The sequence below is a fragment of the Neptunomonas sp. CHC150 genome (genome assembly GCF_030397555.1).
Taxonomy (GTDB): domain Bacteria; phylum Pseudomonadota; class Gammaproteobacteria; order Pseudomonadales; family Balneatricaceae; genus Neptunomonas; species Neptunomonas phycophila.
Genome location: NZ_JAPNXU010000005.1, coordinates 60,322 through 85,531 on the forward strand (window position 1 = coordinate 60,322; position 25,210 = coordinate 85,531).

Consider the following 25,210-nt stretch of genomic DNA (forward strand, 5'->3'; position numbering starts at 1 on the left):
GCTCGTTAGCATCAATCATCGGCATGAAGGCTCAATGCTTTAGTATTAAAAAGTGATTGAAGCCTCTCAACGCAAACCTAGCCTAGGGTTAGGTTCTCTGCAGATATGCTGTTAATTGTTGGGGCACCGGCCAAGGCCATAGTGACCTCTAACTCTTCACGAATAATACGTAACATATGTGCTACCCCCAATGCGCCCGCCACCGATAGGGCATACAGCTGAGGGCGGCCTAACATAACAGCGTTAGCACCCAAGGCCATCGCTTTAAATACATCCGTGCCACGTTCAATAGCGCCATCCAGTAATAACGGGTACTCTGAGCCCACCACCTCTCGAATACGGGGTAACATCTCAATAGCTGAAGGTACACAATCCAGGGTACGACCACCGTGGTTAGAAACAATCACACCCGCTATTCCCATCTGTTTAGCCCGCAAAGCATCGGCAGGACTTAAGATCCCCTTAAGAATAATTGGCATTTTGGTTTGAGTTAATAACCACGCGATATCATCCCAAGTTGGGACTTCAGACATCATGCCTTGAAAAACGATACTCTGTGACGGCTCTAAAACTCGACTTGGTAACGGTGGCCGATCACGCAAATTAACAGCTTCGACCCCTTCTGGTAACTCAAAGCCAGCACGCTGTGCTCGATTCCGAATCCCGTGTAGTGGCGCATCAACCGTAACCACTAATTTGGTAAAGCCCGCTGCTTGGGCACGCTCAACTAGCTGTAAGGTAAACTCTCGGCTTTGCTGAACGTAAAGTTGAAACCACTTGGGGCCTGTCAATTCTTGTGCAATAGCCTCTAGCGGCTGCGATGCCAATGTGCTCACAGTCATCGCGGTTTCTAATACGCTGCATGCCTGCGCCGTGGCTATTTCACCGGCGGGATGCACTAGTTGGTGAAATGCAACAGGGGCTAGCATGATGGGATGACGAAATGTCTCTCCCATCAATGTAAAACTTGTGGAACCTTGAGTACAGTCTGTTAGCACTTGCGGCATAATCAAAATGTTATCCAGAGCGTCCCGGTTACGACGCAAGGTCACCTCATCCGCCCCTCCTCCGACAATGTACTCGTAAATATCAGCGGCAATAAACGACTTAGCATGCTTCGCGTAATCGCTCACGCTGACTAAATGAGAGGGGATTTCAGATAAAGCGGCCTGAGGTATATGCTTCATGAGGGACTCTTAAATTGTGGAATCAAATAGGGCCAAGCGAATATTAGGTATCTATCCACTGCTGTATAAGGTTTTGATAAATACCCGATAGGCGTATTACGTCAGCATGGTCATGACCATGTTGGCTGGTTAGTGATTGGACACTCGTATCCAAATCAAATAACACATCACGCTGCTCGTGATTACGAACCATACTTTGCAACCAGAAAAAAGAGCTCACTCGCTGCCCTTTGGTGATCGGTTCGACACGATGTAAGCTAGTTGACGGATATAGGATCATGTCACCCGCCGATAATTTAACTTGATGTGAGCCAAATTTATCTTGAATGGTCAGTTCGCCTCCCTCATATTCTTCAGGATCACTTAAAAACAGAGTAGCTGATAGATCCGTACGAACACGTACAGCGGTCCCCGGCACTACCCGTATTGCATTATCCACATGCAAACCGTAGGTTTCACCGACACTGTAACGATTGAATAACGGCGGATAAATTTTCTGAGGTAAAGCGGCAGAAATAAAGGTGCTGTGACGCGCTAACGCATCAAGTACCACGTCTCCTAATTGCTGACATAAGGCTGAGTCTTGAGACAACTGCTGATTACGCTTAACAGAGGAAGCCTGTGCACCTGCGGTTTCGGCTCCATCAACCCATTCTGCATCGTCCAAATAACCGCGTATTTGACTGACCTGCTCACGGGTAAAGACTTGATGAATAGGAATGATCATAGCGCTCTTTTAAACCCAATCGGTTAATACATTGACTGATAAAATAACAAGAAAGGAGGGCACAAGCCCCCCTTTATTCGTTCAATTACGATTAGAACTTATATTTCAAAGATACTTTAGCAGAGCGACCGTCACCGATGTAAACGATACTGCCACCACGGTAAACCGCTGTGTAGTACTCTTCATCAGTTAAGTTTTGCACGTTAGCCGTTACCGATAAGCTACGAGAGAAATCGTACGTAGCAAACATGTCGTAAACTGTATAGCTTGGTAGCTTGATCGAATCGCTGGCTGCGCCATCAGGCTGACCACCCGACATTTCGCTTGAGTATGTCACAGTACCACCGAAGGCGAACTGTGGCGTTGCTTGATAACGAAGCTGAAGGTTTGCACTCTTATCAGCGAAGTTTGGCTTATCGTAACCAATGTAATTAGGATACGTAATACCGCCACGGCCTGATAGAGCCTGTGTTCCATCATAATATGAATCTAGGATTTCAGAGCTCATGATCGCCATACCAAACTGACCGCTCAGTTTTGGCGTGATGTTACCCGACAACCCTAACTCAATACCACGCACACGGTTCTCACCTGTGTTACCCGAACCGGCTGTATCGTAATCAGCCCCTTCTAGAACGTTATCTTTTGTGGTTTGGAAAAGTGCAGCTGTTAATAGCAGACGCTCATCCATCAAGTTCCACTTGGTACCCACTTCTAAATTAACGGATTCCTCAGGTTTAACATTCTTATAGGCATCTGAGTCGGCATTACACAAACCGCCATAGCCACAGTTTGTGCCGGCATCTGCTTCACCACCGTTGATATTTGACGACGTGCTCCAAGATGCATAAACGTTACCGTTTTCCCATGGTGAGAAAACAAGACCTAAATGACCGTTAAGCAAACCATCGTCATAGTTGTAATTTTCATCTGCTGAGTAAGAATGCAGTTTGTAGTCAAAGCGGTCATAACGCACACCACCAAACACTTCTAACCAGTCATTAACGGTCACTGTGTCCATAAGGTATACAGAGACTGTTGTTAAATCTAGGTCAGAAGAGGCACTGTTTTTGGTTACTGTACCCGTCCAGAAGTCATTATCGATATTGTATGGATCATCAACAGCACCTGTTGCCGTGGTATCAACTGTGTAATTACCTGACCTTACGCTTTCTTTACCATACTCAACACCGGCAACAATCGTATTTCGCATGCCTGCGATATCTTTATCAATTACGAAGTTCGTTTGGTTGCCTACGTAATCATTATCCTGCCAACCAGTGAAGTTACGCAGACCAGTTGGACGGTTATCACTGACACCTGAATAGGTCGTTACTACATATTCGTTTTTGGTATTACCCCAACGAGTTTTGTTTTCCAAACGAATATCGTCGGAAATATCGTAATTTACCGTTACAGTAAATACATCCGCTTCGCCACGCTGGAAGTCTGATCCGTTTTGTACCGCTGGATCGTACTTATTGACGCCACCCGTTGTACGGTTAATGGCATAACCCGTATCTGTTTTATCATCTGCCTTAAAGTGATAGTAATCTGCAGATACTTTTAGATCTTCAGTTGCTTGATGCACAACAGAAGCCAAGACACCTTGGCGTTGCTCACCGGCAGGCGCACGATCTGGTGTATCGGAATCGGTATATAACATGTTCAAACGAACCGCTGTATCGCTGCTCAATACTTGGTTCGTATCTAATGTCACTCGCTTATATTTATCGGTTCCCAAACCGGCTTCAACCGTTGTGAACGTATCATCCATATTGGCTTTTTTAGTCACAGTGTTGACAGAACCACCTGTTGAACCACGACCAGCAAAGGTAGAGTTTGGACCTTTAGAAATTTCTATTTGCTCTAACGCAAATGTTTCACGCGTGATCAAACCTGGTTCGCGCAGACCGTCAGTGAAGATATCGCTACGAGCTTCATAACCACGGATAATGTAGCGGTCACCAAACGAGTTACCGCCTTCACCTGTACCTAACGTGATACCCGGCTGTGCGCTTAGCAAGTCTTTAAGTTCTGTCTTACCTGACTCTGCAATCGCCTCTTTAGTCATTACCGTCATGGTATGAGGCGTATCAGCTATGTCACGAGTCTGGCGCGAGTCAGATAGCTTTTTTGCTTTATAAGGCGCATCAGGCTCAGCGTACGGGTTTCCGTCTGCTGCGATCCCTTGTTCTTCAACCATTAATTTGTCGAGAGTTACTTCTTCTGCATAAACACCCTGAGTGGCTAATGCAGCAGAAATAGCGAAAGCAAGCGTTCCAGCCTTTGAAACAGGAGATTTTTCAGCAAACTCCGAGCGTAACGAAAACGCTGTTTCCATTTTTTGATGAGACATGTTTTACCTTTCCTTCCATAAGTCATAATGCAAAGGGTTGTTATAAACATACAATTGAGACGCAATAACGTTTAGATACGTATTTACACCCTAAAAATCCAGCACGCTTAATTCCAACCCAAAACCTGAGAGCTGTTCAGGGACGACAGTTTATTTCTTGATTTTTTACTTCGAGTTATTAACGAAGATCTTTCAGGTAAAAGCCCACAGGAATGTTGTAAGACATCTGTGACGCCGTAATCTCATCCGGAAAAGGAGGAAACGGCTGTGCTTTCTTCAGCATTTTCAATACGGCATCATCCAGTCGTTTAGACCCAGAGCTACCTTTAATGCTGTGTTCAAGCACTTTACCTGATCGATCAACAACAAAATGTAAACGCACTTCACCTTCTTCCCCGCGACGACGCGAGGCAATAGGGTAACGTTTATATTTTGCGAGTTTGGCTTGCAGCAAAGCGTTATAACTTTGCAACGCGCCGGGGTTGCCTCCTGTGGTGCGAGACTGCCCTATCCCTGTCGAAGCTTTTCGCTGAGCTACCGTACTGTTAGTTTTCTGATCTGAAGGGGGGGAATCAGTCACTACAGCATCGTTAGTCGACGGTTTAGGTTCAGGCTTCACTTCACGTGGAGGCTGTTTCTTTACTACTTTTTTAGGCTTTTCTGGCTTAGGTTTTACCTTAACCACGGGTTTCTGTTTAGGCGGTTCAGGTTCGGGTTCCGGCTCCGGTTCTGGCTCAACTTCTGGTTCCGGTTCAGGTGCTGGCGGCGGTTCAACAGCGGTTACTTCTACTGTTTCTTGCGCCTCACCCAGATCACCTAGCATACCTAAGTCTATCTCTATACCTAGCTCGCCCTTATCTTTAGCGCCTTCCGTTTTGGAGTGCGCTAAACCGATAAACACCAACAGGTGTAAGGCAATAGCCACCACGAACATGATTATCCAATGATGCGTGCGTATCACGACGTTTCACCTCCACGCCGTGTTGCTAAAGACACTTTCATCAAGCCCACACTTTTTACCAGCTTTAAGACATTTTGAAGACGGTTAACCGGCAGAGTGCTGTCTACTTTAACCAGCACCGCGAACTCATCCGGTGTCTTCGATTGAGCAAAAGCGGCTTCTAGACCCGCTTTTAAGCCTTCCTCGTCCACTGGCTGATTATCCAAATAAAGGTCACCTGATAAATCAACCAAGATGGTTGCTTTGTCCTCAGTGTGTGGTATCTCACTCACCGAGGAAGGCGGTTGTAGTTTTATGGCATCCGACTTCTGTATTTGTCCTGCTACCATGAAGAAAATAAGCATCAAAAAAACGACATTAATTAGTGGAATCAAGTTGTCGTCACTATCATTTTTTTTATGCACAGCTTCGTTACAGAGCTTCATGGTAAAACTCCAGCCAATGACACATGTGTAGCACCCAATTGCTTCAGCGTATCAAGCAACGTGATCATCGTTTGCGTCATAATTCCTTCTTCAACTTCTATGGCATATACCGCATCAGGGTCAGAAGCTATCTGTTCGCGTAATCCCGCTTCGTTATTGAGCAGCAGTTCTACACCGTCGAAGTTTAGAGCGCCTTGATCATCTAAAATGCGTACAACACGGATTTCTTTAGGGTCAAGTTGCTCAGGCTGTGCATGCGTAGCTGTCGACAAGTTCACTTGCCGCCAGTGCATAAAGTTGGACGACAGCATAAAAAACAAAAGCAGAATAAACACGACATCGATTAACGGCGTTAAACTAATCGCCCGACGACGGCGTTGAGCAGATTGATCAAGCTGCACGCTTGATCTCCTCTGCTTTAGCTCGACTCAATGATACGGATTGATGGCTAGTAAAAACTTGAGTGACCGAATCATTCATCAACGCCGATACACGCTCTACTTTACGTTCTAGCCAGGTATGAATCGCAACAACGGGGATAGCCACAACTAAACCAACAGCCGTTGTGAGCAATGCCTGCCAAATACCACCCGATAACACGGACGGGTCCACCTGACTGCCTGCCGCTTCCATTTGCTGGAAAGCTACAATCATCCCCAAAACAGTACCTAACAAACCAAGCAATGGGCTTAATGTAGCAATGACTTCCAAAGGGCGTAAAAACGCGCGCAGCTGGTTCATTCGGTTAGTTGCTACACGCTCAAGCTCTTCTTTTAGCAAACTGTGATCGGCACTAGTGCGCGACAGTCCATGCATAGCCATTGATGTGACTTCCGAGACAGGGCGACGAGTTTTCAGCGCGGCTATCGCCTCTTGATTTTCGCCTTTACGCCATGCCAATAAGGCCTTTTTTACGTCGCCTGTCGACTCCGGACGCAGTAAAGCAAACTGCCAAATTTTCACCAAAACAATACACAAAGCGATAACTGAAAAGCCCATCAAAATCCAAACAACAGGGCCACCAACCGTCAAAAAGTCTTGCAGTTGGGTCATAAAGTCGACTGGCGTATTCGCAGCCACATCAGCGATAGTGCCGTCTACATTTACATCATTTGGAAGTCCATTTTCCGACGCGGTTGTATCGGCGGCTAGGGTCGTTTGAGGAACTGAGTCCGCATTGTCAGACGAAACGGTGTTAACAGCAGCGTTATTTGTCGAGTCTAAAGCGGTATTAACAACACTAGAGTCTGTTTCTGCAGGGGCTACTGTACCTGTCGGAGCAGGTCCATTTGCTGTTATTTCATTCGCCATAGCGGTGGCGTCAACCGTATTATCAGTGCTCACTAGCAGCTCCATTTATTTACATTTGCGGATACACATATGTATCTACATCAATAACGACTTACTAATGATAATGATTCGCGTTTTTATGATCAATAGATTTGTATGATTGAGAAACTTTGTCTACGCTTAGTTGTCATGCTACTTTCAAAGAAAGAGCGAGGATTTAGAAGACTTTATCTGCATTTTTTGTAATTTTCGTTACTAAATTTTATTTTACGAAACTTAACAAATATTTACCCTGCGCTGACATTCCTGTCTATAAACCGCTGACAAGAGGCTAATTGACTAACAATTCCACCTCTTTATCACTAAGCGAGCGCCACTTCCCCTCAGGTAATTCCCCCAATTTACAACCGCTAATCTCAACCCGTTGCAGGTCAATGACATGATAACCCAGCGCCCTACTCATCTTACGTATCTGACGATTAAGGCCTTGCGTCAGGACAATCTCAAAGCGGTTAGCCCCTAACAATTGCACACGGCAGGGCAAGGTCACAGCTTGGCCAATATCAACACCCTGCTCCATTAAACGACAGAACTGCACATCTATATCAGGCTTGTTAAAATGAGGCCTAACACTTACATGGTAAGTTTTGCGGTAGTGGAATTCAGGAGACAGTAACCGATGGCATAAACCGCCATCATCGGTCAGTAGCAATAAACCATGCGAATCTTTATCCAAACGGCCTACAGGAAACAATCGCTTAGGCAAATCGAGATGGTTAATTAGGCTCGCTGGATCTTGAGAACGATAATTACAATCTATCCCCACAGGCTTATTATAAATAACGTAGCTAAAGTGATCGGGCAGCGTTATTAATTGGCCGCCCAACGTGATGCTTTCACTGCCATTGATTACGGTATGGTTATCAGCAAGCACACCATTTACGCATACCTTTCCCGCCGATATCAAACGGTTAGCGGCCCGCTTAGAGCAAGCGCCTGCGATACTTACATACTGAGAAAGGCGCATTAACTACCTAAAATCTTCAAAGGCAAAGCCAGGGCTTCGTTACCCGATTGGCCGCCCATCCAAATAATGGCGCACAAGCCTGTTACGGTAACCACATACCAAGCCGCCGATACACTTTGTGCATATCGATTTAATGGCAACAATTGGCTCGCATGACGACCACGCCACTCGACCAGTATTTCTATACTGCCAATAATCAGCAAAAAGCCCAAGAGTGCCATACCAAAGCTATAGCTTAACAAAATGCCGATGATCGCTCCTAAAACGCACGCGATAAGGCCAACTAATGAATTCATCGAGAACGTAATGCTTTTTAAAATGTGTCCCCCATCTAAAGGAAGAACAGGCAGAAGATTAAATAAATTGAGTAAAGCATTAAAGACAGCAATGCCCGCCAACATTTCAATTCCTGTAATGGCGTATAACAGCAATAAAACAATCGATAAAAGCAGGCCGAAAAATGGCCCCATAATCGAGATAACAACATCTTGCCAACGCGTATTAATTTTATCGTCGCTGAGCGCCAACCCTCCCATAAAAGGCACTAAGTAAATGCCTTTAGTACGCATCCCGAAATACTTCATCGCACGAATATGCCCGTACTCGTGAAAGACTAAACAAGCAATAAGCGCTAAAGCGAACTGCCATGAAAATAACCAGCTATAAGCAGCCAAGCTGCCAGCAGCAAATAGTACTTTAATCACTTTCGCGCTTTTAAAGAGCTTAAGCGCTAGTGATCCCAGACCTATAAGGCTGATGCGATTAGGGGTTTTGGGGCGTTCTGCAACAGACTGGCTTTCAATGTCTTTTTCAACACGCTCGCCCTGCTCCAACAATTGATCACCCATCATTAACTGATAGCTAAGAGAGAAAGGCTGCCACTGCAAAGACACCTTCAAGCAGCACTCAACGGCTTCCTCCCCTCGCATCAGCGTAAAGGGTAGTTCAGAATTTTTTTCAGGATCTTGGCTGGCGTCTCGCTGTGCGACAAGATGGTTATCCCAATAAAGTCCCTGCCACCCGGACATCGTCGCTTGTAAACGTAATGGGCGTCCTGCACACATGATGGATAATAACTGCACGATGTACTCTCTTATGCTTTAACCACAGACAATTGAATCATATCCCGAAAATGGGATCTTAAATAAAAATGCCGACTATACTGAGTCAGGCGTACAGGGCAAAGGGCTGATCGGCTCAAAGAAACGTAAATAATTGATTTAATGGAACTATGAATATTTTAGTTACTTTTTTGCTACAATTTAAAATCATTTTAGCCACGACCACCCCGTGTAAAGGTAACTACTCATGAAGTGTTCAGAAGTCTCACGAGTAACCGATAGCATAACTGGTAAGCAGCTAGTTATATTGTGCGATGAAAATACAAACCGCTTGTTTGCGATCGAAGCAAGTGAATTTGGTGATGGTAGCGGTTGCGACATCTACTCTCCCTATGATCGTCGAATGCTCAGCATTGAACCATCAAATGATGCTCTGCTTCATATCGACAGCGTATTCTTGAGAGAAACGTTTGGCGAAAACAACGATTCGACTTACCCTCGTGCGCAATGGCTCAAGGCAGTTGCTTCGCACTCCACCGACTTGGGTTATTGGGAATGGGTAAGCCAACAAAAAGAATCTATGCTCTGTTTTGATGGCTTAACGATTATATGAAGGTCGGTATTCACGATAAAGCGCTGTACTATCTGTTAACGCTGATAAGTCCCGACTAAGCGGTTCATCCCTAGTGTATGCGCTTCTACTTTTTCTAAGAACTCACAAAGATCTAAGCCGTCAGGCAATGCAGGTTCAAGATCTAACGCCAATACCCAAAAGTAATAGCGATGCAGGCCATGGCCTTCTGGCGGCATTGGTCCATTATACGCGTGCTCGCCCATATCATTGACACCATGAGCAAAGCCTTTCACTCCTTCATCAAGCTTAGTCGTTGATGGGGGAATGTTATATACCAACCAATGCACAAAGCCGTAATTCCCTTGAGTTGATATTTTAGGCGCATCTGGGTCATGACAAAAAACGGCAATAGATTTCGTCCCTTGCGGTATATTTTCCCAAAAAAGCGTTGGCGAGACATCGTCGCCTTCACCTGTATGTTTTACGGGAATAGCGCCATCAGGTGTAAAGTTGGCACTGGTGAGCTGTATATTTGACAGTGAAAAGCCCATTTTAGTCTCCGTATGTGATCAATGTATTTTTAGCCTAACATAGGTTCAACACACATTGGCAGCTAGACCACCGCGTGCGGTTATTAATAAACCCAGTTAATTTAAAAGTTACTCTCTTAAAATCAAAAGGTTGACTAAAAGGCGGGGCATTGGTTCAGCTATTTGATACAAATAAGCCGAATAACAAGCAAGGTAAAATCAACCACTCGATGAGCAGCGTTTTAATACTGAACTATAATTAAAAAAATCAGCTTTATTAATTAATAGGAATTACGCATTCCTTATGACATTTCCACAAAATTCTAACAATAGTTATGTCGAAGAGAACTTAATTGCTCTTGCCTATAAAAACCACCTTGGCATGTTAGCGGTTAATTCCTTTGCAACACTTGTTGTATTCTGGCTATTACGTTTGTCCCCTGTCACTTGGATAAATAGCTGGGGCTTAGTATTTTTGATCGTGATGCTATTACGGTTTCTAGTCGAGTTTGCATACCGAACCCATAGACGACTGCAACCAGAGATCAGCCTAGGATCATTATTACGATGGCGATTCGCGTTTAGGATAGGACTATGGTCAAGTGGTGCTCTCTGGGCTGCTATAGCGATTGCAGCCCTTCCCCATGCAACCGATACTCAGGTGCTTTCAACCATCCTGATCATTAGCGCACAAGCCAGCGGGGCTACAGCCGTACTGGCTCCGGATAAAATCGGCGGTCGTGTTTATATCACCAGTTTACTTTTACCTTGTAGTGTATCGCTACTCCTGATTTCCACTCCCCTGCCTTTCCTTACATTTTTAGGCTGCATTTTTCTAATCGTCATGCTGATTAGCCACGCCAATAACCACCGCCTCATAGTAGGTTCTCTGAAACTGACCTTTCAGAACGAAAATCTACTGCACCATTTACAATCTCAAAACGCTGAAATATTGGCGTTAAATTCAGAGCTCGAAGGCCGAGTCAAAGAACGGACGGCGGCTTTAGAACACATGGCGAGCCGTGACAACCTCACGTGCTTGCTGAACCGATCGGGCTTAATCAACCAGCTCACCAGCATGCTAAGCCATACTCAATCTTTCCATGTATACTTTCTTGATTTAGATAAGTTTAAACAAATCAACGACAGCAAAGGTCATGAAGTAGGTGACAAAGTACTTAGACACATCACTAAGAACTTAAGTGAAAATGTTCCTAGCAACGGGCTTTTAGCGCGCTGGGGTGGCGATGAGTTTGTATTCTGCTTGCCTGGGGAACAATGCAAAGATCAGGTGTTACATCTCATTTTTTCAGGCATAAGCTCCCCCATCGAAATTGATAACGAAATGATGCAAGTGGGTGTCACCATTGGGTACGCCGTTTATCCTGACGATGCCGAGACCATTAATGATGCCATTGGAGCGGCTGATTTAGCCGCCACCGAACTCAAGAAACAAGGCCGACGCGGCGAGTTACTGCGTTTTAATAAAAACATTGCTGTATCACTTGAACGCAGGACGTTAATCACCGAATTGCTCTCACATAAAGACTTAGGCGAGCACTTTTATGTTGAATATCAACCCATTGTTGATAGCCAACAAAATATCATCGCCTTAGAAGCATTATGCCGCATAAACGCCCCTACTTTAGGATCTGTAACACCTGACGAATTTATTGCGATTGCTGAAGAAAATGGGAAAATTCATGAGCTTGGGAAATGGGTGCTTAATGAAGCTTGCCGATATTTAACATCACAAATATCCGCCGGAAATAGCCCTATCATGTCAGTCAATGTATCGCCTATCCAGATGAAAAACCCACGCTTTTCAATAGAAATAAAAGAAGTTCTGGATAAACATCATTTACCGAGCCATTTAATTGCTCTTGAAATGACAGAATCTTTTTTAGAGCACGAGGAGGTAGATGGCATCATTGATCGACTCAATCAAATTGTTGAACAGGGTATTCACATCTACATAGACGATTTCGGTACAGGCTACTCATCACTATCTCGTTTACGAGATTTACCCGTACACACCCTAAAAATAGATCGTTACTTTATTGCGTCGCTAGAAGAGGAAGGGGATGAACTGGTGGATAGCATCCTCTATTTAGCCAACAAGTTTGGTTTAGATGTAATTGCAGAAGGCGTTGAAACGGATGCGCAGTTTGTCCATTTACAAAAGCTAGGCTGTCAGAACTTCCAAGGTTTTTTGTTTGGCCGCCCTACACCTGACCCTTTACAGCACTAAAAAAGCCATCGCAAATACGATGGCTTTATATTTTGAAAGCAATAGATTAACGAGTCCGTTCGAACATCAGATCCCAAACACCGTGACCTAAACGCTCACCCCGCTTTTGGAATTTAGTCACCGGACGCCACTCTGGCTGGGGCGAATATTCCCCCTCACCGGCTTGGTTAGTAAAGCCCTCGGCGGCTGTCATTACCTCCATCATATGCTCGGCATAGTTTTCCCAATCGGTCGCCATATGGAAGTAACCACCCACTTCCAACTTTTGGCGTATTTTTTGAGCAAACTCAGGCTGAACAATACGACGCTTGTGATGCTTCTTTTTATGCCATGGATCCGGAAAGAAAAGTTGTAGCGCATGTAAACTATTGTCCGGAATACACTCAGCCAAGACTTCTACTGCATCTTCCGCATACACACGAATATTCGTTAAACCGGCCTCGTTAGCGCGTGATAACAAACGTCCAACACCGGGTCTGTGCACTTCAATTCCAATGTAGTTTTTATCCGGTTGCTGAGTCGCCATCTCAATAAGCGAGTCGCCCATGCCAAAACCTATTTCTAGTACGACTGGAGCCTGACGACCAAAAACTTCAGCAAAATCAATCGCCCCATTTTTGAGTTCCAGCCCCATCTCTGGCCATACTTCTTCTAACGCTTTTTGCTGACCTTCCGTAGTCCGGCCGGCACGCATGACAAAGCTGCGCACCGTGCGCATATATTTCTTTTCTTCAGTCATCAAATATCGTCTTTTTGTTCGAGTTTAATCTATTAACCAATTACGCCATCTAGCGGTGATGATGCACTAGCATATTTTTTGCGCGGCATACGGCCAGCCAGATAAGCTTCACGGCCGGCTTCTATCGCTTTACGCATAGCCGAAGCCATCAACACAGGGTTACCTGCTGCTGCAATAGCCGTGTTCATCAACACACCTTCGCACCCCATTTCCATTGCAATAGCCGCATCCGATGCCGTGCCAACACCCGCATCAACCAAAATAGGAACATTAGCCGCTTCCATGATGATACGAATGTTATGTGGATTCAAAATACCTAGCCCAGAGCCAATTAAAGACCCCAGCGGCATAACGGCCACACAGCCCATTTCTTCTAATTGTTTTGCAACGATTGGATCATCATTAGTGTAGACCATGACCTTAAAGCCATCGTTAACCAAAGTTTCTGTGGCCTTAATCGTTTCTACAATATTGGGATATAGCGTTTTCTGATCACCCAAGACTTCTAATTTAACTAAATCATGACCATCCAATAACTCACGTGCTAACCGGCAAGTACGCACGGCATCTTCCGCGGTATAACAGCCAGCCGTGTTTGGTAGAATCGTGTACTTATCTGGCGTGATGATATCCAGCAAATTAGGCTCGTCCGGATTTTGACCGATGTTAGTACGGCGCACGGCTACTGTGACTATTTCAGCGCCACTGGCCTCGATAGCGGCACGAGTTTCATCCATATCTTTATATTTGCCAGTGCCCACCAACAAACGTGATTGATATTCTGTACCTGCAATAACCAACGAATCACTCACTTGAGACATTATCTTTTCCTTATGTTCTAAAACGCCATATCATCAATCGCTAACAGACTTTTATCCACCACCAATAGCATGGACAACTTCAACCTGATCGTTCTCTTTAATACGATAGTCAGCATGCTGGCTACGTGGAATAATTTCTTGATTAACTTCAATTGCAATGCGCTTACCGACTAAGCCCATCGACTCAATTAGATCAACCAAACAGGCGTTATCATTGAGCGTTTTCGATTCGCCATTTACATAAAACTGCATCTAGTTTCCTCGTTGATTACTTAATGCATGCAATGCCAATAAAAACCAGCCCGTCAGAAAGGCAATGCCCCCGAACGGAGTTATAGCACCCAACCAATGCTCACCGGTCAGCGCTAACACATACAAACTACCGCTAAACAAGATAATACCTGTAGCGAAAGCAACTCCGCTGCCTGAGAGCAAGCGCGATGTATGGTGACGTAACAATAACGCAACAGCGAGCAAAGCTAGCGTATGGTAAAACTGGTACTGCACCGCCGTTTGCATCACTTGCATAAGGCGCTCACTCAAAAGCCCACGCAACGCATGCGCGCCAAATGCACCCATGCCAACCGCGACAAAGCCGCTAATGGATGCGAATAGCAGGAAAATTCTGACCGTCATGATCAATCTCTTTATGTACGGGGGTGGAAAGTATATCACCGTTGATGGGCGAATTTTAATGCGAAGGAAGGAATCTCTTAGGCTTAGAAAACAATAAAGCCGCTAACAAGCGGCTTTATTTAGGAATCAACCCCATTTATGACGGAGGCTATTTAAAAGGCAAACTCTAAATTCTCAGCGCCAATGGCTTCCTTGAGCTTTTTCATCGCATTTTTTTCCAGCTGACGGATCCGTTCAGCAGAAACCTGATACTGCGCAGCCAGTTCATGGAGTGTCGATTTCTCATCACTTAACCAACGCTGAGCCAAAATATCACGGCTGCGCTCATCAAGTGATTCCATTGCACCCATTAGACGTGTTTGCGAATCCTCTTCCCAGTTAGATGCTTCTAACTGCATGGCAGGATCAGTTGAGTGATCTTCTAAATACTGTGATGGAGACACGATAGGTGCATCATCGTCATCGCTGACTGGTGCGTCGAATGCCGTATCAACTGATGCCATACGGCCTTCCATTTGACGTACAGTAACCTCATCAACACCCAAATCTTCAGCAATAGCCTTTACTTCAGCTGTATTCATCCAGCCTAAGCTTTTTTTCTGAGATCTCAGGTTAAAGAATAATTTACGCTGTGCTTTAGTCGTTGCGACTTTCACGATACGCCAATTACGCAAGATATATTCATGCATCTCAGCTTTAATCCAATGAACCGCAAACGATACCAAGCGCACGCCCATGCTAGGATCAAAGCGTTTAACCGCTTTCATCAAGCCAACGTTACCTTCTTGGACAAGATCGCCCAATGGTAAGCCATAACCTGAATAACTACGCGCAATATGTACAACAAAGCGTAGATGAGACAAGACAAGCTGGCGGGCGGCTTCAAGATCATTCTGATAGAACAGACGGTCAGCCAACTCGCGCTCTTCAGCAACACTCAACACAGGAATCGTGCTGATTGTTTGTACGTATGCATCCAAGTTTTGCCCCGGAGATACGTGCTCTAAGAGTTGTAAACTATTGCCCATTAAATCCTAACCTCGTTAATTCATTAACCGATTATATGACGCAAAATTCGGTGTAAAGTTCCCTGTATTTTCCATCAGGGACTGGAAAAGATAGCGGCAGATCCACAAAAGATCAAGCCATCAACACATCGTTCCCATTTCAATCGACTAACAAACAAAAAACCACATCATTTAAGCTATCAATATGCTCTACAACGACTATACATTGCTTAGCGAGGCTCTATATCGCGCAAATGTCGACGAACCGATAGCCAAGCTCCTAACCAGCCCAGCATAACACTCGACACCAATAAAATACCGGTGCCAATCCAGCCAAGGCCGCTCAACTCGAAACGGCTTCGGTACAACTCAGCAAGCTCTAAGGACGGTGTTTCTAACATCAGCCATGCCAACTGAATCATCAACCAAGCGAGCGCAGCGCCCATTAAACCATACCAAAAGCCCGTATATAAAAAGGGACGGCGCACCCACGCGTCGGTCGCGCCAACGAGTTTACTCACTACTATTTCATCACGCCGACTCTCAATCGACGTACGAATGGTATTACCAACCACGAGTAAAACAGCCAACCCTAAAAGCACGCCCAATACAAAAACAGAACGCTGAGCCACCGCTAAAATCGCTTCTAAGCGCTGTAGCCATTCCATATCAAGGATGGCATCCTCTACTTCTGGCATGGCTTCGTAAGCTGCTCGTTGAATCCCCAAATCAGCTGCACTGGTCGATTTAGGTAAAATCATAATAACGGCCGGTAGCGGGTTATTGTCTAGTGACTCAAGCACATCACCAAACCCTGCATACTTTTTAAACTCGAGCATGCCTTGGTCACTGCTAATCATATCAATAGCCGCTATATCCTCGCGTAAGAGCAACGAACGACCAAAGCGATCAGCCTCTTCATCGCTCAACGACGCTTGCAGATAGAGCGTGATACGGGTTTCACCCTGCCAACCTTGGGTGAGTGTTTTGAGGCTCGCCAACGCCGAAAACATAAAACCAGGAAGTGTCAGCGCAATCGCCAATACTGCCACCGTCATCAAGGTGACCATGGGGGTAGATAGCAAGCGTTTAAGTGAGCTTTTACAAACATTACTGTGATGACGCGCCCAACTTTCCCCGTGCCCTTTTAAATCAACTTTATGTTGCTTTGCTCCACGAGGCTTAGCTGGCTGTTTTTGCTCGGGCTCTCTTTTGGCTTTTTCGTCACGCGCTCCCGATATACTAGGTTCTATTCGAACAGCTCCACGCGGTTTATTCATCGCCAATCAGCCTCCCTTCTTTAAGCACCAACATACGATGGCGCATTTTAGAGATGAGGGATACATCATGGCTGGCCACCAGCACGGTTGTTCCAACACGGTTGAACTGTTCGAACAACCGCATAATTTCTTGGGATAACTGCGGATCCAAGTTGCCCGTAGGCTCATCCGCCAATAACACCTTAGGTTTATGCACAATAGCGCGGGCGATACCGACACGCTGCTGCTCACCACTGGAAAGTGCTAGCGGGTTCATTTTTTCTTTAGCCAATAGCCCCACCTTATCCAAGGCTGCACGCACTCGACGAGCGGCGTCTTCTGGCGAGTATCCGCTGATATGCAATGGTAACGCTACGTTATCAAAGACAGTTCGGTCAGAGAGCAGTTGGTGGTTTTGAAAAACCACACCAATAGAACGGCGTAAATAAGGAATACCCGAGCGACTTAAACGCCCCAAGTCTTGTTCAGCCACAGTGACCTGCCCTGACGATGGACGCTCCATTAACATGATCAGTTTCAGGAGAGTACTTTTACCTGCCCCGGAATGACCGGTTAAAAACGCCATTTCGCCTGCATTGAGTGTAAAACTGACATCTTTGAGGGCATCATGCCCTTGATCATACCGCTTTGATACGTGCTCAAATTGAATCATGTTGTGGCTAATTATCCGTTTGAACTTAATTGCTTACATTCTTAAAGCTCACACCCCTTAACTAGGCATGCTGCGCTTTTTATAATGAGAATACGACATATGGGATTCTCAATAATATGCATAAACGGCCGTTATATTAGCACACCGATTTGCATATGATCAGATTAGCACGCAGACTCCCGTCGGTTATTAAACACGCCTCCACATTAGGACAATAGTAAACTCGTATGACGACTAAAGAAGACGCCCCATTATTTAACCGCTCGTACCTCAAATTAATGCCAGTATTGGTGGGTGCCGTTATTTTATGGCTTTCTCTTAGCAATCAGAGTGACAAAGCGCCAAAAATCGAAACACTTACGCCTAACCACACTTATTTAGTAGTTCAAAAACAAACAACCGTGCCAGCGCTGCACCTTACTTATGCCGTTGCTCCAGGACTCAGTTACCAACAGGCCGAATATCGACATGCCATTCAACACGCTTTTAACCAAGCCTTAGGCAACTACCCCGCGATTAGCGCCTATTGGTTCGATGATCGCGTCACATTACATATTCCCGTATCGAGAATTCGCTCTGGTTCTTTACCCAAACTAATTGATGCATTCATAACAGATGTGTTTGATTTATATCCCAATGCACTAAAACGCGCCGCTGCCGAGCACTACTTAGATCAAAACGAGCAACAAGCCCAAGCATTGCTTAACCTGACGCAACAAATCGCGGGGTATCGATCTACCGTGTCCGTTCAACAGATATTTTCGCAACCACCATTGGCATTGCTTGAGCTTACAAGCCGGGACAAAAAACTGACCCAAGACATAACACAGCAAATAGCCGCATTATCAAGCAGGCACGCAAGCCTCGATACACAAGATGCCTCATCACTCAGCACCCCATCGTCTATTCACTTAACCCATCGTGGAACAGGCTACTTATACATGTTAGGGCAAGCCGCTCGTGCTAACACGATGGATGATACTGATCTAGTAGCATCACACCTTCTAGGCCAACAACTTGCTACTCTAACCAGCAATAGCGATACACAGTTTCGCTTAGTACAAAAACCGCTGCGGCCAATTGGGTATCGCGCACTACTACTGCAAAAGGATTCGCCTTTTAAAGCAGGCTTAGAAGACCGCCTAAAGGCGACAATCGAGCAAACTCTCACAAACGAACAACTCGACACCACCCGCACATTGCTCGTTCAACAATACAGAGATCAACTCGCCGACTCGCAAAGTCGCATTGCATTAATCAACCAAGGTCTCTTTTACAATCGCCCTACCGTTTCAGCCGATCAATTTCGTGATACGCTAGACGATATTACGTTAGCTCAAGTCATTACTCGTATTAACGAGTGGCTTGATCCTAACCGCTCGCTGACCTTACTGATTGAACCACTGTAGCCATGCCACGAAAAAACTCGCCTCGCCGCCCGAATGCGCGCACTAATCAAGCTCAGGCTTCCACCACACTGTTACGCATTATTGGCGGAGAGTGGCGTAGCAGAAAACTACCATTCCCTGCCGTAGAAGGCCTACGACCAACACCTGACCGCGTTAGAGAAACGTTATTTAACTGGTTACAACACCACGTAGGCGGGGCACGCTGCTTAGATATGTTTGCTGGTAGCGGCGCTTTGGGGTTGGAGGCGTTATCCCGGGGTGCAGAGTCAGCATTATTTATTGATCAATCCAGCATCGCAGCCCGACAACTAAAGGATAATTTAACAACCCTTAAATGCCAGCGTGCCGATATTATCAATACAGCCGCCGCGACTTGGTTAACGCAACAACAAGCGGCAGAAGAAGCACAATACGACCTGGTTTTTCTTGACCCACCCTTTCGTAAAGGAATGGTAGAGCCAATTTGCCAGCAGCTCGATTCTTTAAGCTTATTATCCGATCATGCGATGGTCTATATTGAAACAGAGGCAGAACTGGCACAGTTGACCGTACCTGCCAACTGGCATCTGCACAGAGAGAAAAAAGCCGGCCAAGTCATTTACCGGCTTTATCAACGCGAGCTTCTCAGTTAAGCCATCAGCCCGCGAATGGTATTTTCAAATGTTAGTTGAGTAATTAACCGCTTTTCTGACTCGGGGACATCTGGGTGCAACGAGTCACACACAGCTAAAACCCCCTGCATTTCTCCAAACAACATCTCGGCTAGGGGCAAACTACGCGTTTTTTTACGCAATTGCTTTTGCTTACGTGCCTGTTTTAAAAATCGGTTTATGTAACCCATCCACTCTTCACGGTTTTCACTCAACAAAACCATCAGCTCATCATTTTGCGGGAGCATTTGCTGTCGGCTATAAAGCAAGTTGTATACTTGCTGTGCATGAGGATCGAATAAAATATCGTTAGTTACATCAATTAAAAAATGTGTCAAAGCCGCCAACGCATCCTGATCAATCGCCTGAAGTTGATCAATAAGATGTTGTTCAAATGGCAGGTCCATGCTTTGTGCTAGAGCGATCAACAAATCATCACGATTTTTAAAATGCCAGTAAAAAGCCCCATGTGTTACACCAGCTTCTGCCGCTATGGCTTTTAAACTAACTTGGTTAATACCGCGCTCGGCGTAACAGCGTAACGCTGTTGTTAGCAGCTCCTGCCGAGTTTGTTCAGCTTCCTCTCTTGTACGGCGCAATCGTCCATTCCTCCTACTCATTCCATCAGCATTTACCTAACAGTAAACTCATTACCCAGAAGAGCATGCAAAACGAAATTGAGTTTACCGATAAGGCGTCGCATCATCTAAGTAATAGGCAACCTGCCGCTTTTTAAGTTCAGCGATTGAAAGGTCCGGTGTAGAAAAGATTCCTGAAAACCGAGCACCGCGAGCAACATTGCCTTTAATATGAGTAACATACCGTTTTATATTGCCTTTGGCATCTTTAATTATTACGCCCATGACCACATTAGCAAGCGACACGTTATTCCTATTTTGCCAAACAACACGCCAACGATGGTTATCGAGTTTACGCTGCTCCAATACTCGTATATTACTGTTTAACGCTCTCATCATTTGGATTTGTTGAGCTTGTCGGTTAGCTTCAATTTTAGTCTCTTGGTGTTGAACATAAGCTCCCAACGCGGTTCCTAAAACAGCCGCCAGACCGCCTCCGTCGCCAGCAATCCTTTGATCATCACGCTTACGCCATAAGGTATTATTTTCACGTAAAGCATTATAGTTAGGGTTCTGTCGGCCCCGACGATAATACGTCTTTACTTTATCTGCTACCTGACGCGTTAGCGCAGCACGTTCTTTATTAACCGGATGGTCATGGAAAAAAAGTCCACGAGCACTGCCTTGTTGCTGATATTGTCGCGCCCATATCCGGCTGGCTGCATAAGGATCAAACCCCGCTAAGGCCGCATATAAAATACCAACTTCATCCGCTTCTATCTCACTTTCATGTGTAAAAGCCGCCTGATAGCCGCTGCGTTTTGCCGCTGATGAACCGGTTATCAGCGTTGTCATTTGATGCGTTTGACGTTCGAACACATGATTAGCTACGGTATGCGCTATCTCATGCCCCAACACAGCGGCTAACTCATCATCACTTTTCAACTGCTTCATCAAGCCATCATGTACAACAATGTAGGTACCTCCGGTGGTGAAAGCGTTAAATGAATCTCGGTCAATCAGTACAGGCTCCCAGCGCTCCTTATTGAGATGACTGACTTGGTGGATACGATCAAAAACACGCACTAAGCGCTCATATTCTCGCTTATTTAGCGCACTATTAATGGAGCGCCCTGCCTTTTTCTCCGCCGCAATGAGCTGTTTTATGACCTGATTACCTTGGGCTATTTGCTGCCCTCGGCTCGCGGTACTTAATGTGCGCTTTCCAGTGATGCGGTCTCTCTCACTAACGGAATCGGCTACCTGATACAACCCCCGGTCTATCTGCTGCACGGCTTCACAGCCAACCAGTACAAAAGTGGTACTAAGAAGAAAAGACATCCAACCAAAAGTTCGTATAAACTGCGTTTTAATCATGCGATTTCGGTTCCATTCTTATTGTGGGCGACATAGCACTGTTATGGCCTCATATATACATTAAAGAAATAAAAATTCATTTCTTTATAACCTAAATAAACAACATCATTCCATTAATGTATTTGTATGGCTTTAGTAATTTCGATAATATGCCGCCATTGTAGCAATGCTGACGGTATGCACAGTAAAATAGGGTGAGAATTAATCAGCTATGAACATTGCAATTTACCCCGGAACGTTTGACCCAATAACCAACGGTCATTCGGATCTTGTGCACCGTGCGTCGCGTTTATTTGATCACGTGATTGTTGCGGTTGCCGCCAGCACAAAGAAAAATCCGCTACTACCGCTCGATGAGCGCACCGCATTAGCCGAAGAAGTTCTCGCCGATCTAAAAAATGTTCGGGTTGTGGGCTTTGACTGCCTATTTGCTGATCTCGTTAAGCAGTATAATGCCAACGTGATCTTAAGGGGCCTTCGTGCCGTATCGGATTTTGAATACGAGTTTCAACTCGCAAACATGAACCGCCAGCTTGCACCCCAAGCTGAAAGTTTGTTTTTGACACCGGCTGAGCATCTCTCATTTATATCGTCTACGCTGATACGAGAGATTGCGATGCTAGGCGGAGATGTAAGTAAATTTGTACATCCTGCTGTCAACAATGCATTGCAGGAAAAACTGCAAGCAAGCAATTAAAAAACATAATTAGATCTACCAAGACTGACAAAAGATAAGACCGTATTTAACCGTGTGAGGTAGCCACCATGGCATTAATTATTACTGATGAATGCATCAACTGCGATGTATGTGAACCGGAATGCCCTAACGAGGCAATATCTCCGGGTGAAGAGATTTACGAGATCAACCCGAGCAAATGCACAGAGTGCGTAGGCCATTACGATACGCCACAATGTGTTGAAGTATGCCCTGTTGACTGTATCCCTAAAGATCCAGATCACGAAGAAACAGAAGATCAGCTGATGGAAAAATACCATAAGCTAACGGCGTAAACAGATAAGGCGCTTGCCTTTTCTACGCCATAAAAAAACAGGCCATACGGCCTGTTTTTTTCGTTTAGGCACCACAAATCAATGGGCTATAAACTAAGCTTGCTACTAAAACTAAGTCCGATCTGTCGAAATCAGAATAGATTCCAACAACAAACGATCATTTAACAACACCAACGCCTCCTCTGGCGACGCAATGAAAGGGTTGCGAATACCCAAACGGTTAAAGATCCATTCGTTATACGCAAGCTCCCATGCTGAAGGCGGATCGACTTTAGCCCAGTGAACCAGTGTATCTACATGCCGATTGTATAGTTCATCAATCCCATAAGTCAGGGTCATGTAGAGCAGCGCGCGGGCAATATCACCGCGTGTACGGCTAGGGATGACCCACTCATTCTCCGCATCCAAGCCTGTGGTCATATAAATATCAGGGTTCAAATCTAAACGGAAAGGTCGCTTAACTTTATCCCCATCCATATCAAAGGGGAAGTTAGACCGATACGAGTTCATACCCCGCTCACACGCGGCAAAGTTAAACGGATTAACCGTCGCCCCTTGCCTCACATTCTCTGCCACCCCTGCTTTGCGTAAGTAATCTTTTAAGAAGGATTTAGGAATAATATGCTCAATACTGTGGCGGCGCTTTTGATAAAGCTCGTCTATTGGAACCGCACCATAAACCGATTTAACCCAACCGTGTCCCGTATCAAAAAAGAACTGCCAAAAATTAGACCACTTATTTTGACTGTTCCAATCTTTATAACCTTTATGGCTTTGATACACACCACCGGCCAACTCAATAAAAGCCTGACGCGTAATTGACTCTGTCACCGGAGCGACGAAAGGCAAAGGATCATCCGTCAAGACAGGTTCAGAGGAAGCGCCTGATACGTCAGGGTTTGCAACAGGCTTACGCGGCTGTATATCAACAACGACCTGCGCATGATCCGACTGTTTATGATTGCCAACACCATCACTTTGCAAATGGGCGTTGTAGACTTTGTAATCAGCGACCTCTCCCAAGCTATCGTGGTTTTTCTGATTTAACGCGTTCGATACTAAAATATAATCCAGCACATCACCTTCACCGCGGTAAATGTGTGTAAACGGTCGCGCTTGCTGGCGCATACCTTCGGCAAGATCAAAGGTATCTGCCAGCCGGTAGTCATATAAGCCAGCTTTAACTCCAGGCGGCCATGCCGTCTGTTTAATGCCACCTATTTCGTAAATATTGTCCTGCATTTTTAGCGCGGCAATAGGGATCGAGTTTGCCCTGTCGTTTAGGTCCCCCAATAAAACAACAGGCTGCGACACTGAAAACTCCAGCTCACGACTGACGTCATGATATAAAGCGGTAGCTTCTGCCCCTCGCTGCAACAGCGACGCAACATGTCCTCTTGAGAGCCGCTGTAAGGTGTCACTTCCACGCAAAGCCCAATCTACATCATCACTGTATTCTAAATCATCGAGTTTGGGGCGTTTGGATTTGAGATGCGTCACATAGACCAATACTTCACCTAACCCCTCACCGGCATCAATTCTGGCCCGGATCGGTAATCGGCTAAACATAAAGTCCATGGTGAGCGGCAGTTCGTCTAATAGGGTTTCGCTGACTTCCACTGTATCTAGGGCGTCAATACGATAGCGTGACGCCAGCGCAACAACAGGTTTAATAAACACATCAGGGTATTCTGGATCCCGTGCCGGTGTGTCAACCGTGCAAAAATAAGGATAGCCAACCGACTCTGTTAGTTGCTGGAGCTCTTTAACGCTAAACACTTCCTGAAAGCCAACAACATCTGCATCCAACAGACGCAGTTGGTCTTTTATCCACTGCTTCTTATCATTCCATGATTGATCAGAATAACGGTTAGATGACGAGAGTTCGTACCAATAGTAGGGTGGTGCTGCAAACTGATATAAATTAAAGGTGGCGAGCTTCATAACTATTCCCTTGCCTCATCGCTAACGACTGCATCCTGCTGCGACGCGTTCATTATTATTGATCCATTAATTGGGCGCCTTGTAGTCTAACTCGGTGCCACAGACACAGTCAGTGTACCGCCGAATATTGAACACTCGATGACAGCTTTAGTTCCTTAAACAAGCGTTTACTTTTTTATAGAAGGTAGTCTCGCTCGTTTAAAGCAAACTCTTGATCCATTAACTCACCAATCACATTACCGGCCACTAAATGATGTGCATATTGCATGTGCAAGCAACGTACCTTATCCCATTGCGAGATACCGCCAATACCATAGCGCGTAAACATTTCAGTAAAACCCAACGCTTCTATCTGGGCTTTATCTTCAGGCAGCATAAGCTCCCAACGCGCCTGAACATAATCCCGTTGATTGGCCAAATAGGCTTCGCGCAGTGCTTCGTCGTGTTGCAAACGCTGCTCTACATCTTTCACGAAGCCTTTGCCCTCAATCTGTCCTATCGCTTTACCTAGCTCTTTAGACGATAGCCAATACAGGGTAGGAAAAGGTACTTTCCCAACCAACGAACGCATCTGCAATACTAAGGGGGTGCCGCTGGGTGAGCGAGCCGCAATGCCGACTAAGCCCTCGGGTTCTCGTCCTATTTGTGTACGGATGAGCGCGCGCTCATCATCAGTTACAGGAGGCGCGGCGTTGGGAACTACAGACATATTAC

27 protein-coding genes are annotated in these 25,210 nt (G+C 45.5%); 6 read left to right on the plus strand and 21 right to left on the minus strand.

The genetic code is table 11. The features are described from left to right. Nucleotides 1-77: 77 nt before the first annotated feature. The 9 genes from OW491_RS04720 to OW491_RS04760 all read right to left on the minus strand — a co-directional run bounded on the left by OW491_RS04720 (nt 78) and on the right by OW491_RS04760 (nt 9,058). A complete protein-coding gene (locus OW491_RS04720) occupies nt 78-1,187 on the minus strand; it encodes an alpha-hydroxy acid oxidase (protein WP_075173093.1) in 1,110 nt (369 codons plus the stop codon). A gap of 43 nt (nt 1,188-1,230) precedes the next feature. Continuing rightward, the gene (locus tag OW491_RS04725) at nt 1,231-1,914 is read right to left on the minus strand and encodes a Fe2+-dependent dioxygenase (RefSeq protein ID WP_215151268.1); all 684 of its coding nucleotides are present in this window, start codon (nt 1,912-1,914) and stop codon (nt 1,231-1,233) included. Nucleotides 1,915-2,005: 91 nt separating this feature from the next. Further along, on the minus strand, nt 2,006-4,273 hold the full coding sequence (locus OW491_RS04730; RefSeq protein ID WP_215151267.1) for a TonB-dependent receptor: 2,268 nt from the start codon (nt 4,271-4,273) through the stop codon (nt 2,006-2,008). A gap of 178 nt (nt 4,274-4,451) precedes the next feature. After that, nucleotides 4,452-5,234: an energy transducer TonB gene (locus OW491_RS04735; RefSeq protein ID WP_075173095.1), complete on the minus strand. Its 783-nt coding sequence runs from the start codon at nt 5,232-5,234 to the stop codon at nt 4,452-4,454. Then, the gene (locus tag OW491_RS04740) at nt 5,231-5,659 is read right to left on the minus strand and encodes a biopolymer transporter ExbD (RefSeq protein ID WP_075179340.1); all 429 of its coding nucleotides are present in this window, start codon (nt 5,657-5,659) and stop codon (nt 5,231-5,233) included. Before OW491_RS04740 ends, OW491_RS04735 begins: the two co-directional genes overlap by 4 nt. Then, a complete protein-coding gene (locus OW491_RS04745) occupies nt 5,656-6,060 on the minus strand; it encodes a biopolymer transporter ExbD (protein ID WP_075173097.1) in 405 nt (134 codons plus the stop codon). The genes OW491_RS04740 and OW491_RS04745 overlap by 4 nt, the downstream gene beginning before the upstream one ends. Continuing rightward, complete coding sequence (locus OW491_RS04750) at nt 6,050-7,003, minus strand: MotA/TolQ/ExbB proton channel family protein (protein ID WP_290034891.1); 954 nt, start codon at nt 7,001-7,003, stop codon at nt 6,050-6,052. The genes OW491_RS04745 and OW491_RS04750 overlap by 11 nt, the downstream gene beginning before the upstream one ends. A 277-nt stretch (nt 7,004-7,280) precedes the next feature. After that, nucleotides 7,281-7,976: an RNA pseudouridine synthase gene (locus OW491_RS04755; RefSeq protein ID WP_290034892.1), complete on the minus strand. Its 696-nt coding sequence runs from the start codon at nt 7,974-7,976 to the stop codon at nt 7,281-7,283. Next, nucleotides 7,976-9,058: a site-2 protease family protein gene (locus tag OW491_RS04760; protein ID WP_290034894.1), complete on the minus strand. Its 1,083-nt coding sequence runs from the start codon at nt 9,056-9,058 to the stop codon at nt 7,976-7,978. Before OW491_RS04760 ends, OW491_RS04755 begins: the two co-directional genes overlap by 1 nt. 226 nt (nt 9,059-9,284) lie before the next feature. On the opposite strand from OW491_RS04760, the gene OW491_RS04765 reads away from it, so the two are divergent. Further along, a complete protein-coding gene (locus OW491_RS04765) occupies nt 9,285-9,650 on the plus strand; it encodes a hypothetical protein (RefSeq protein ID WP_075173100.1) in 366 nt (121 codons plus the stop codon). Nucleotides 9,651-9,685: 35 nt separating this feature from the next. On the opposite strand, the gene OW491_RS04770 is transcribed toward OW491_RS04765, so the two are convergent. Beyond that, nucleotides 9,686-10,162: a YbhB/YbcL family Raf kinase inhibitor-like protein gene (locus OW491_RS04770; RefSeq protein WP_075173101.1), complete on the minus strand. Its 477-nt coding sequence runs from the start codon at nt 10,160-10,162 to the stop codon at nt 9,686-9,688. A 283-nt stretch (nt 10,163-10,445) separates the two neighbouring features. Here OW491_RS04770 and OW491_RS04775 point away from each other — a divergent pair, with 283 nt between their 5' ends. Then, nucleotides 10,446-12,392, plus strand: a complete 1,947-nt coding sequence (locus OW491_RS04775; protein ID WP_290034899.1) for a bifunctional diguanylate cyclase/phosphodiesterase — start codon at nt 10,446-10,448, stop codon at nt 12,390-12,392. A 46-nt stretch (nt 12,393-12,438) separates the two neighbouring features. Here the strand turns inward: OW491_RS04775 and trmB are convergent, their stop codons facing one another. From trmB to ftsE, 7 genes are all read right to left on the minus strand, one after another. Further along, nucleotides 12,439-13,131, minus strand: a complete 693-nt coding sequence (gene trmB / locus OW491_RS04780) for a tRNA (guanosine(46)-N7)-methyltransferase TrmB (protein WP_075173103.1) — start codon at nt 13,129-13,131, stop codon at nt 12,439-12,441. Nucleotides 13,132-13,163: 32 nt separating this feature from the next. Beyond that, nucleotides 13,164-13,952, minus strand: a complete 789-nt coding sequence (locus OW491_RS04785) for a thiazole synthase (protein ID WP_170870348.1) — start codon at nt 13,950-13,952, stop codon at nt 13,164-13,166. 51 nt (nt 13,953-14,003) lie between these two features. Continuing rightward, complete coding sequence (gene thiS / locus OW491_RS04790; protein WP_277252139.1) at nt 14,004-14,204, minus strand: sulfur carrier protein ThiS; 201 nt, start codon at nt 14,202-14,204, stop codon at nt 14,004-14,006. Continuing rightward, complete coding sequence (locus tag OW491_RS04795; protein WP_075173105.1) at nt 14,205-14,588, minus strand: DUF423 domain-containing protein; 384 nt, start codon at nt 14,586-14,588, stop codon at nt 14,205-14,207. It abuts the gene before it with no gap. A 152-nt stretch (nt 14,589-14,740) separates the two neighbouring features. After that, nucleotides 14,741-15,616 carry an RNA polymerase sigma factor RpoH gene (gene rpoH, locus OW491_RS04800; protein ID WP_075173106.1) on the minus strand — a complete coding sequence of 292 codons (876 nt, stop codon included), beginning with the start codon at nt 15,614-15,616 and terminating at the stop codon, nt 14,741-14,743. Nucleotides 15,617-15,825: 209 nt separating this feature from the next. Beyond that, nucleotides 15,826-16,875 (minus strand): permease-like cell division protein FtsX, encoded by a 1,050-nt coding sequence (ftsX, locus tag OW491_RS04805; RefSeq protein ID WP_083610020.1) that lies wholly within the window; start codon nt 16,873-16,875, stop codon nt 15,826-15,828. Next, complete coding sequence (gene ftsE, locus OW491_RS04810) at nt 16,868-17,527, minus strand: cell division ATP-binding protein FtsE (RefSeq protein ID WP_075173107.1); 660 nt, start codon at nt 17,525-17,527, stop codon at nt 16,868-16,870. The genes ftsX and ftsE overlap by 8 nt, the downstream gene beginning before the upstream one ends. 227 nt (nt 17,528-17,754) lie before the next feature. On the opposite strand from ftsE, the gene OW491_RS04815 reads away from it, so the two are divergent. Together OW491_RS04815 and rsmD are read left to right on the plus strand one after the other, a co-directional pair. Next, nucleotides 17,755-18,936 carry a hypothetical protein gene (locus OW491_RS04815; protein WP_290034901.1) on the plus strand — a complete coding sequence of 394 codons (1,182 nt, stop codon included), beginning with the start codon at nt 17,755-17,757 and terminating at the stop codon, nt 18,934-18,936. Between the two features lie 2 nt (nt 18,937-18,938). Further along, entirely contained in the window at nt 18,939-19,568 is a 630-nt protein-coding gene (gene rsmD, locus OW491_RS04820) for a 16S rRNA (guanine(966)-N(2))-methyltransferase RsmD (protein ID WP_290034903.1), read from the plus strand. Here rsmD and OW491_RS04825 read toward each other — a convergent pair. Further along, nucleotides 19,565-20,185 (minus strand): TetR family transcriptional regulator, encoded by a 621-nt coding sequence (locus tag OW491_RS04825; protein ID WP_290034904.1) that lies wholly within the window; start codon nt 20,183-20,185, stop codon nt 19,565-19,567. The two genes, rsmD and OW491_RS04825, sit on opposite strands and share 4 nt — an antisense overlap. An 84-nt stretch (nt 20,186-20,269) precedes the next feature. Beyond that, nucleotides 20,270-21,541: a M48 family metallopeptidase gene (locus OW491_RS04830; RefSeq protein WP_290034906.1), complete on the minus strand. Its 1,272-nt coding sequence runs from the start codon at nt 21,539-21,541 to the stop codon at nt 20,270-20,272. 211 nt (nt 21,542-21,752) lie between these two features. On the opposite strand from OW491_RS04830, the gene coaD reads away from it, so the two are divergent. Together coaD and OW491_RS04840 are read left to right on the plus strand one after the other, a co-directional pair. Further along, nucleotides 21,753-22,238 (plus strand): pantetheine-phosphate adenylyltransferase, encoded by a 486-nt coding sequence (coaD, locus tag OW491_RS04835; protein WP_178969431.1) that lies wholly within the window; start codon nt 21,753-21,755, stop codon nt 22,236-22,238. Nucleotides 22,239-22,306: 68 nt separating this feature from the next. Then, complete coding sequence (locus OW491_RS04840; protein ID WP_075173112.1) at nt 22,307-22,552, plus strand: YfhL family 4Fe-4S dicluster ferredoxin; 246 nt, start codon at nt 22,307-22,309, stop codon at nt 22,550-22,552. Nucleotides 22,553-22,663: 111 nt separating this feature from the next. Here the strand turns inward: OW491_RS04840 and OW491_RS04845 are convergent, their stop codons facing one another. Continuing rightward, entirely contained in the window at nt 22,664-24,496 is a 1,833-nt protein-coding gene (locus OW491_RS04845) for an endonuclease/exonuclease/phosphatase family protein (RefSeq protein WP_290034907.1), read from the minus strand. Between the two features lie 175 nt (nt 24,497-24,671). Further along, nucleotides 24,672-25,205, minus strand: a complete 534-nt coding sequence (locus OW491_RS04850; protein ID WP_075173114.1) for a DUF501 domain-containing protein — start codon at nt 25,203-25,205, stop codon at nt 24,672-24,674. Between the last annotated feature and the right edge of the window lie 5 nt (nt 25,206-25,210).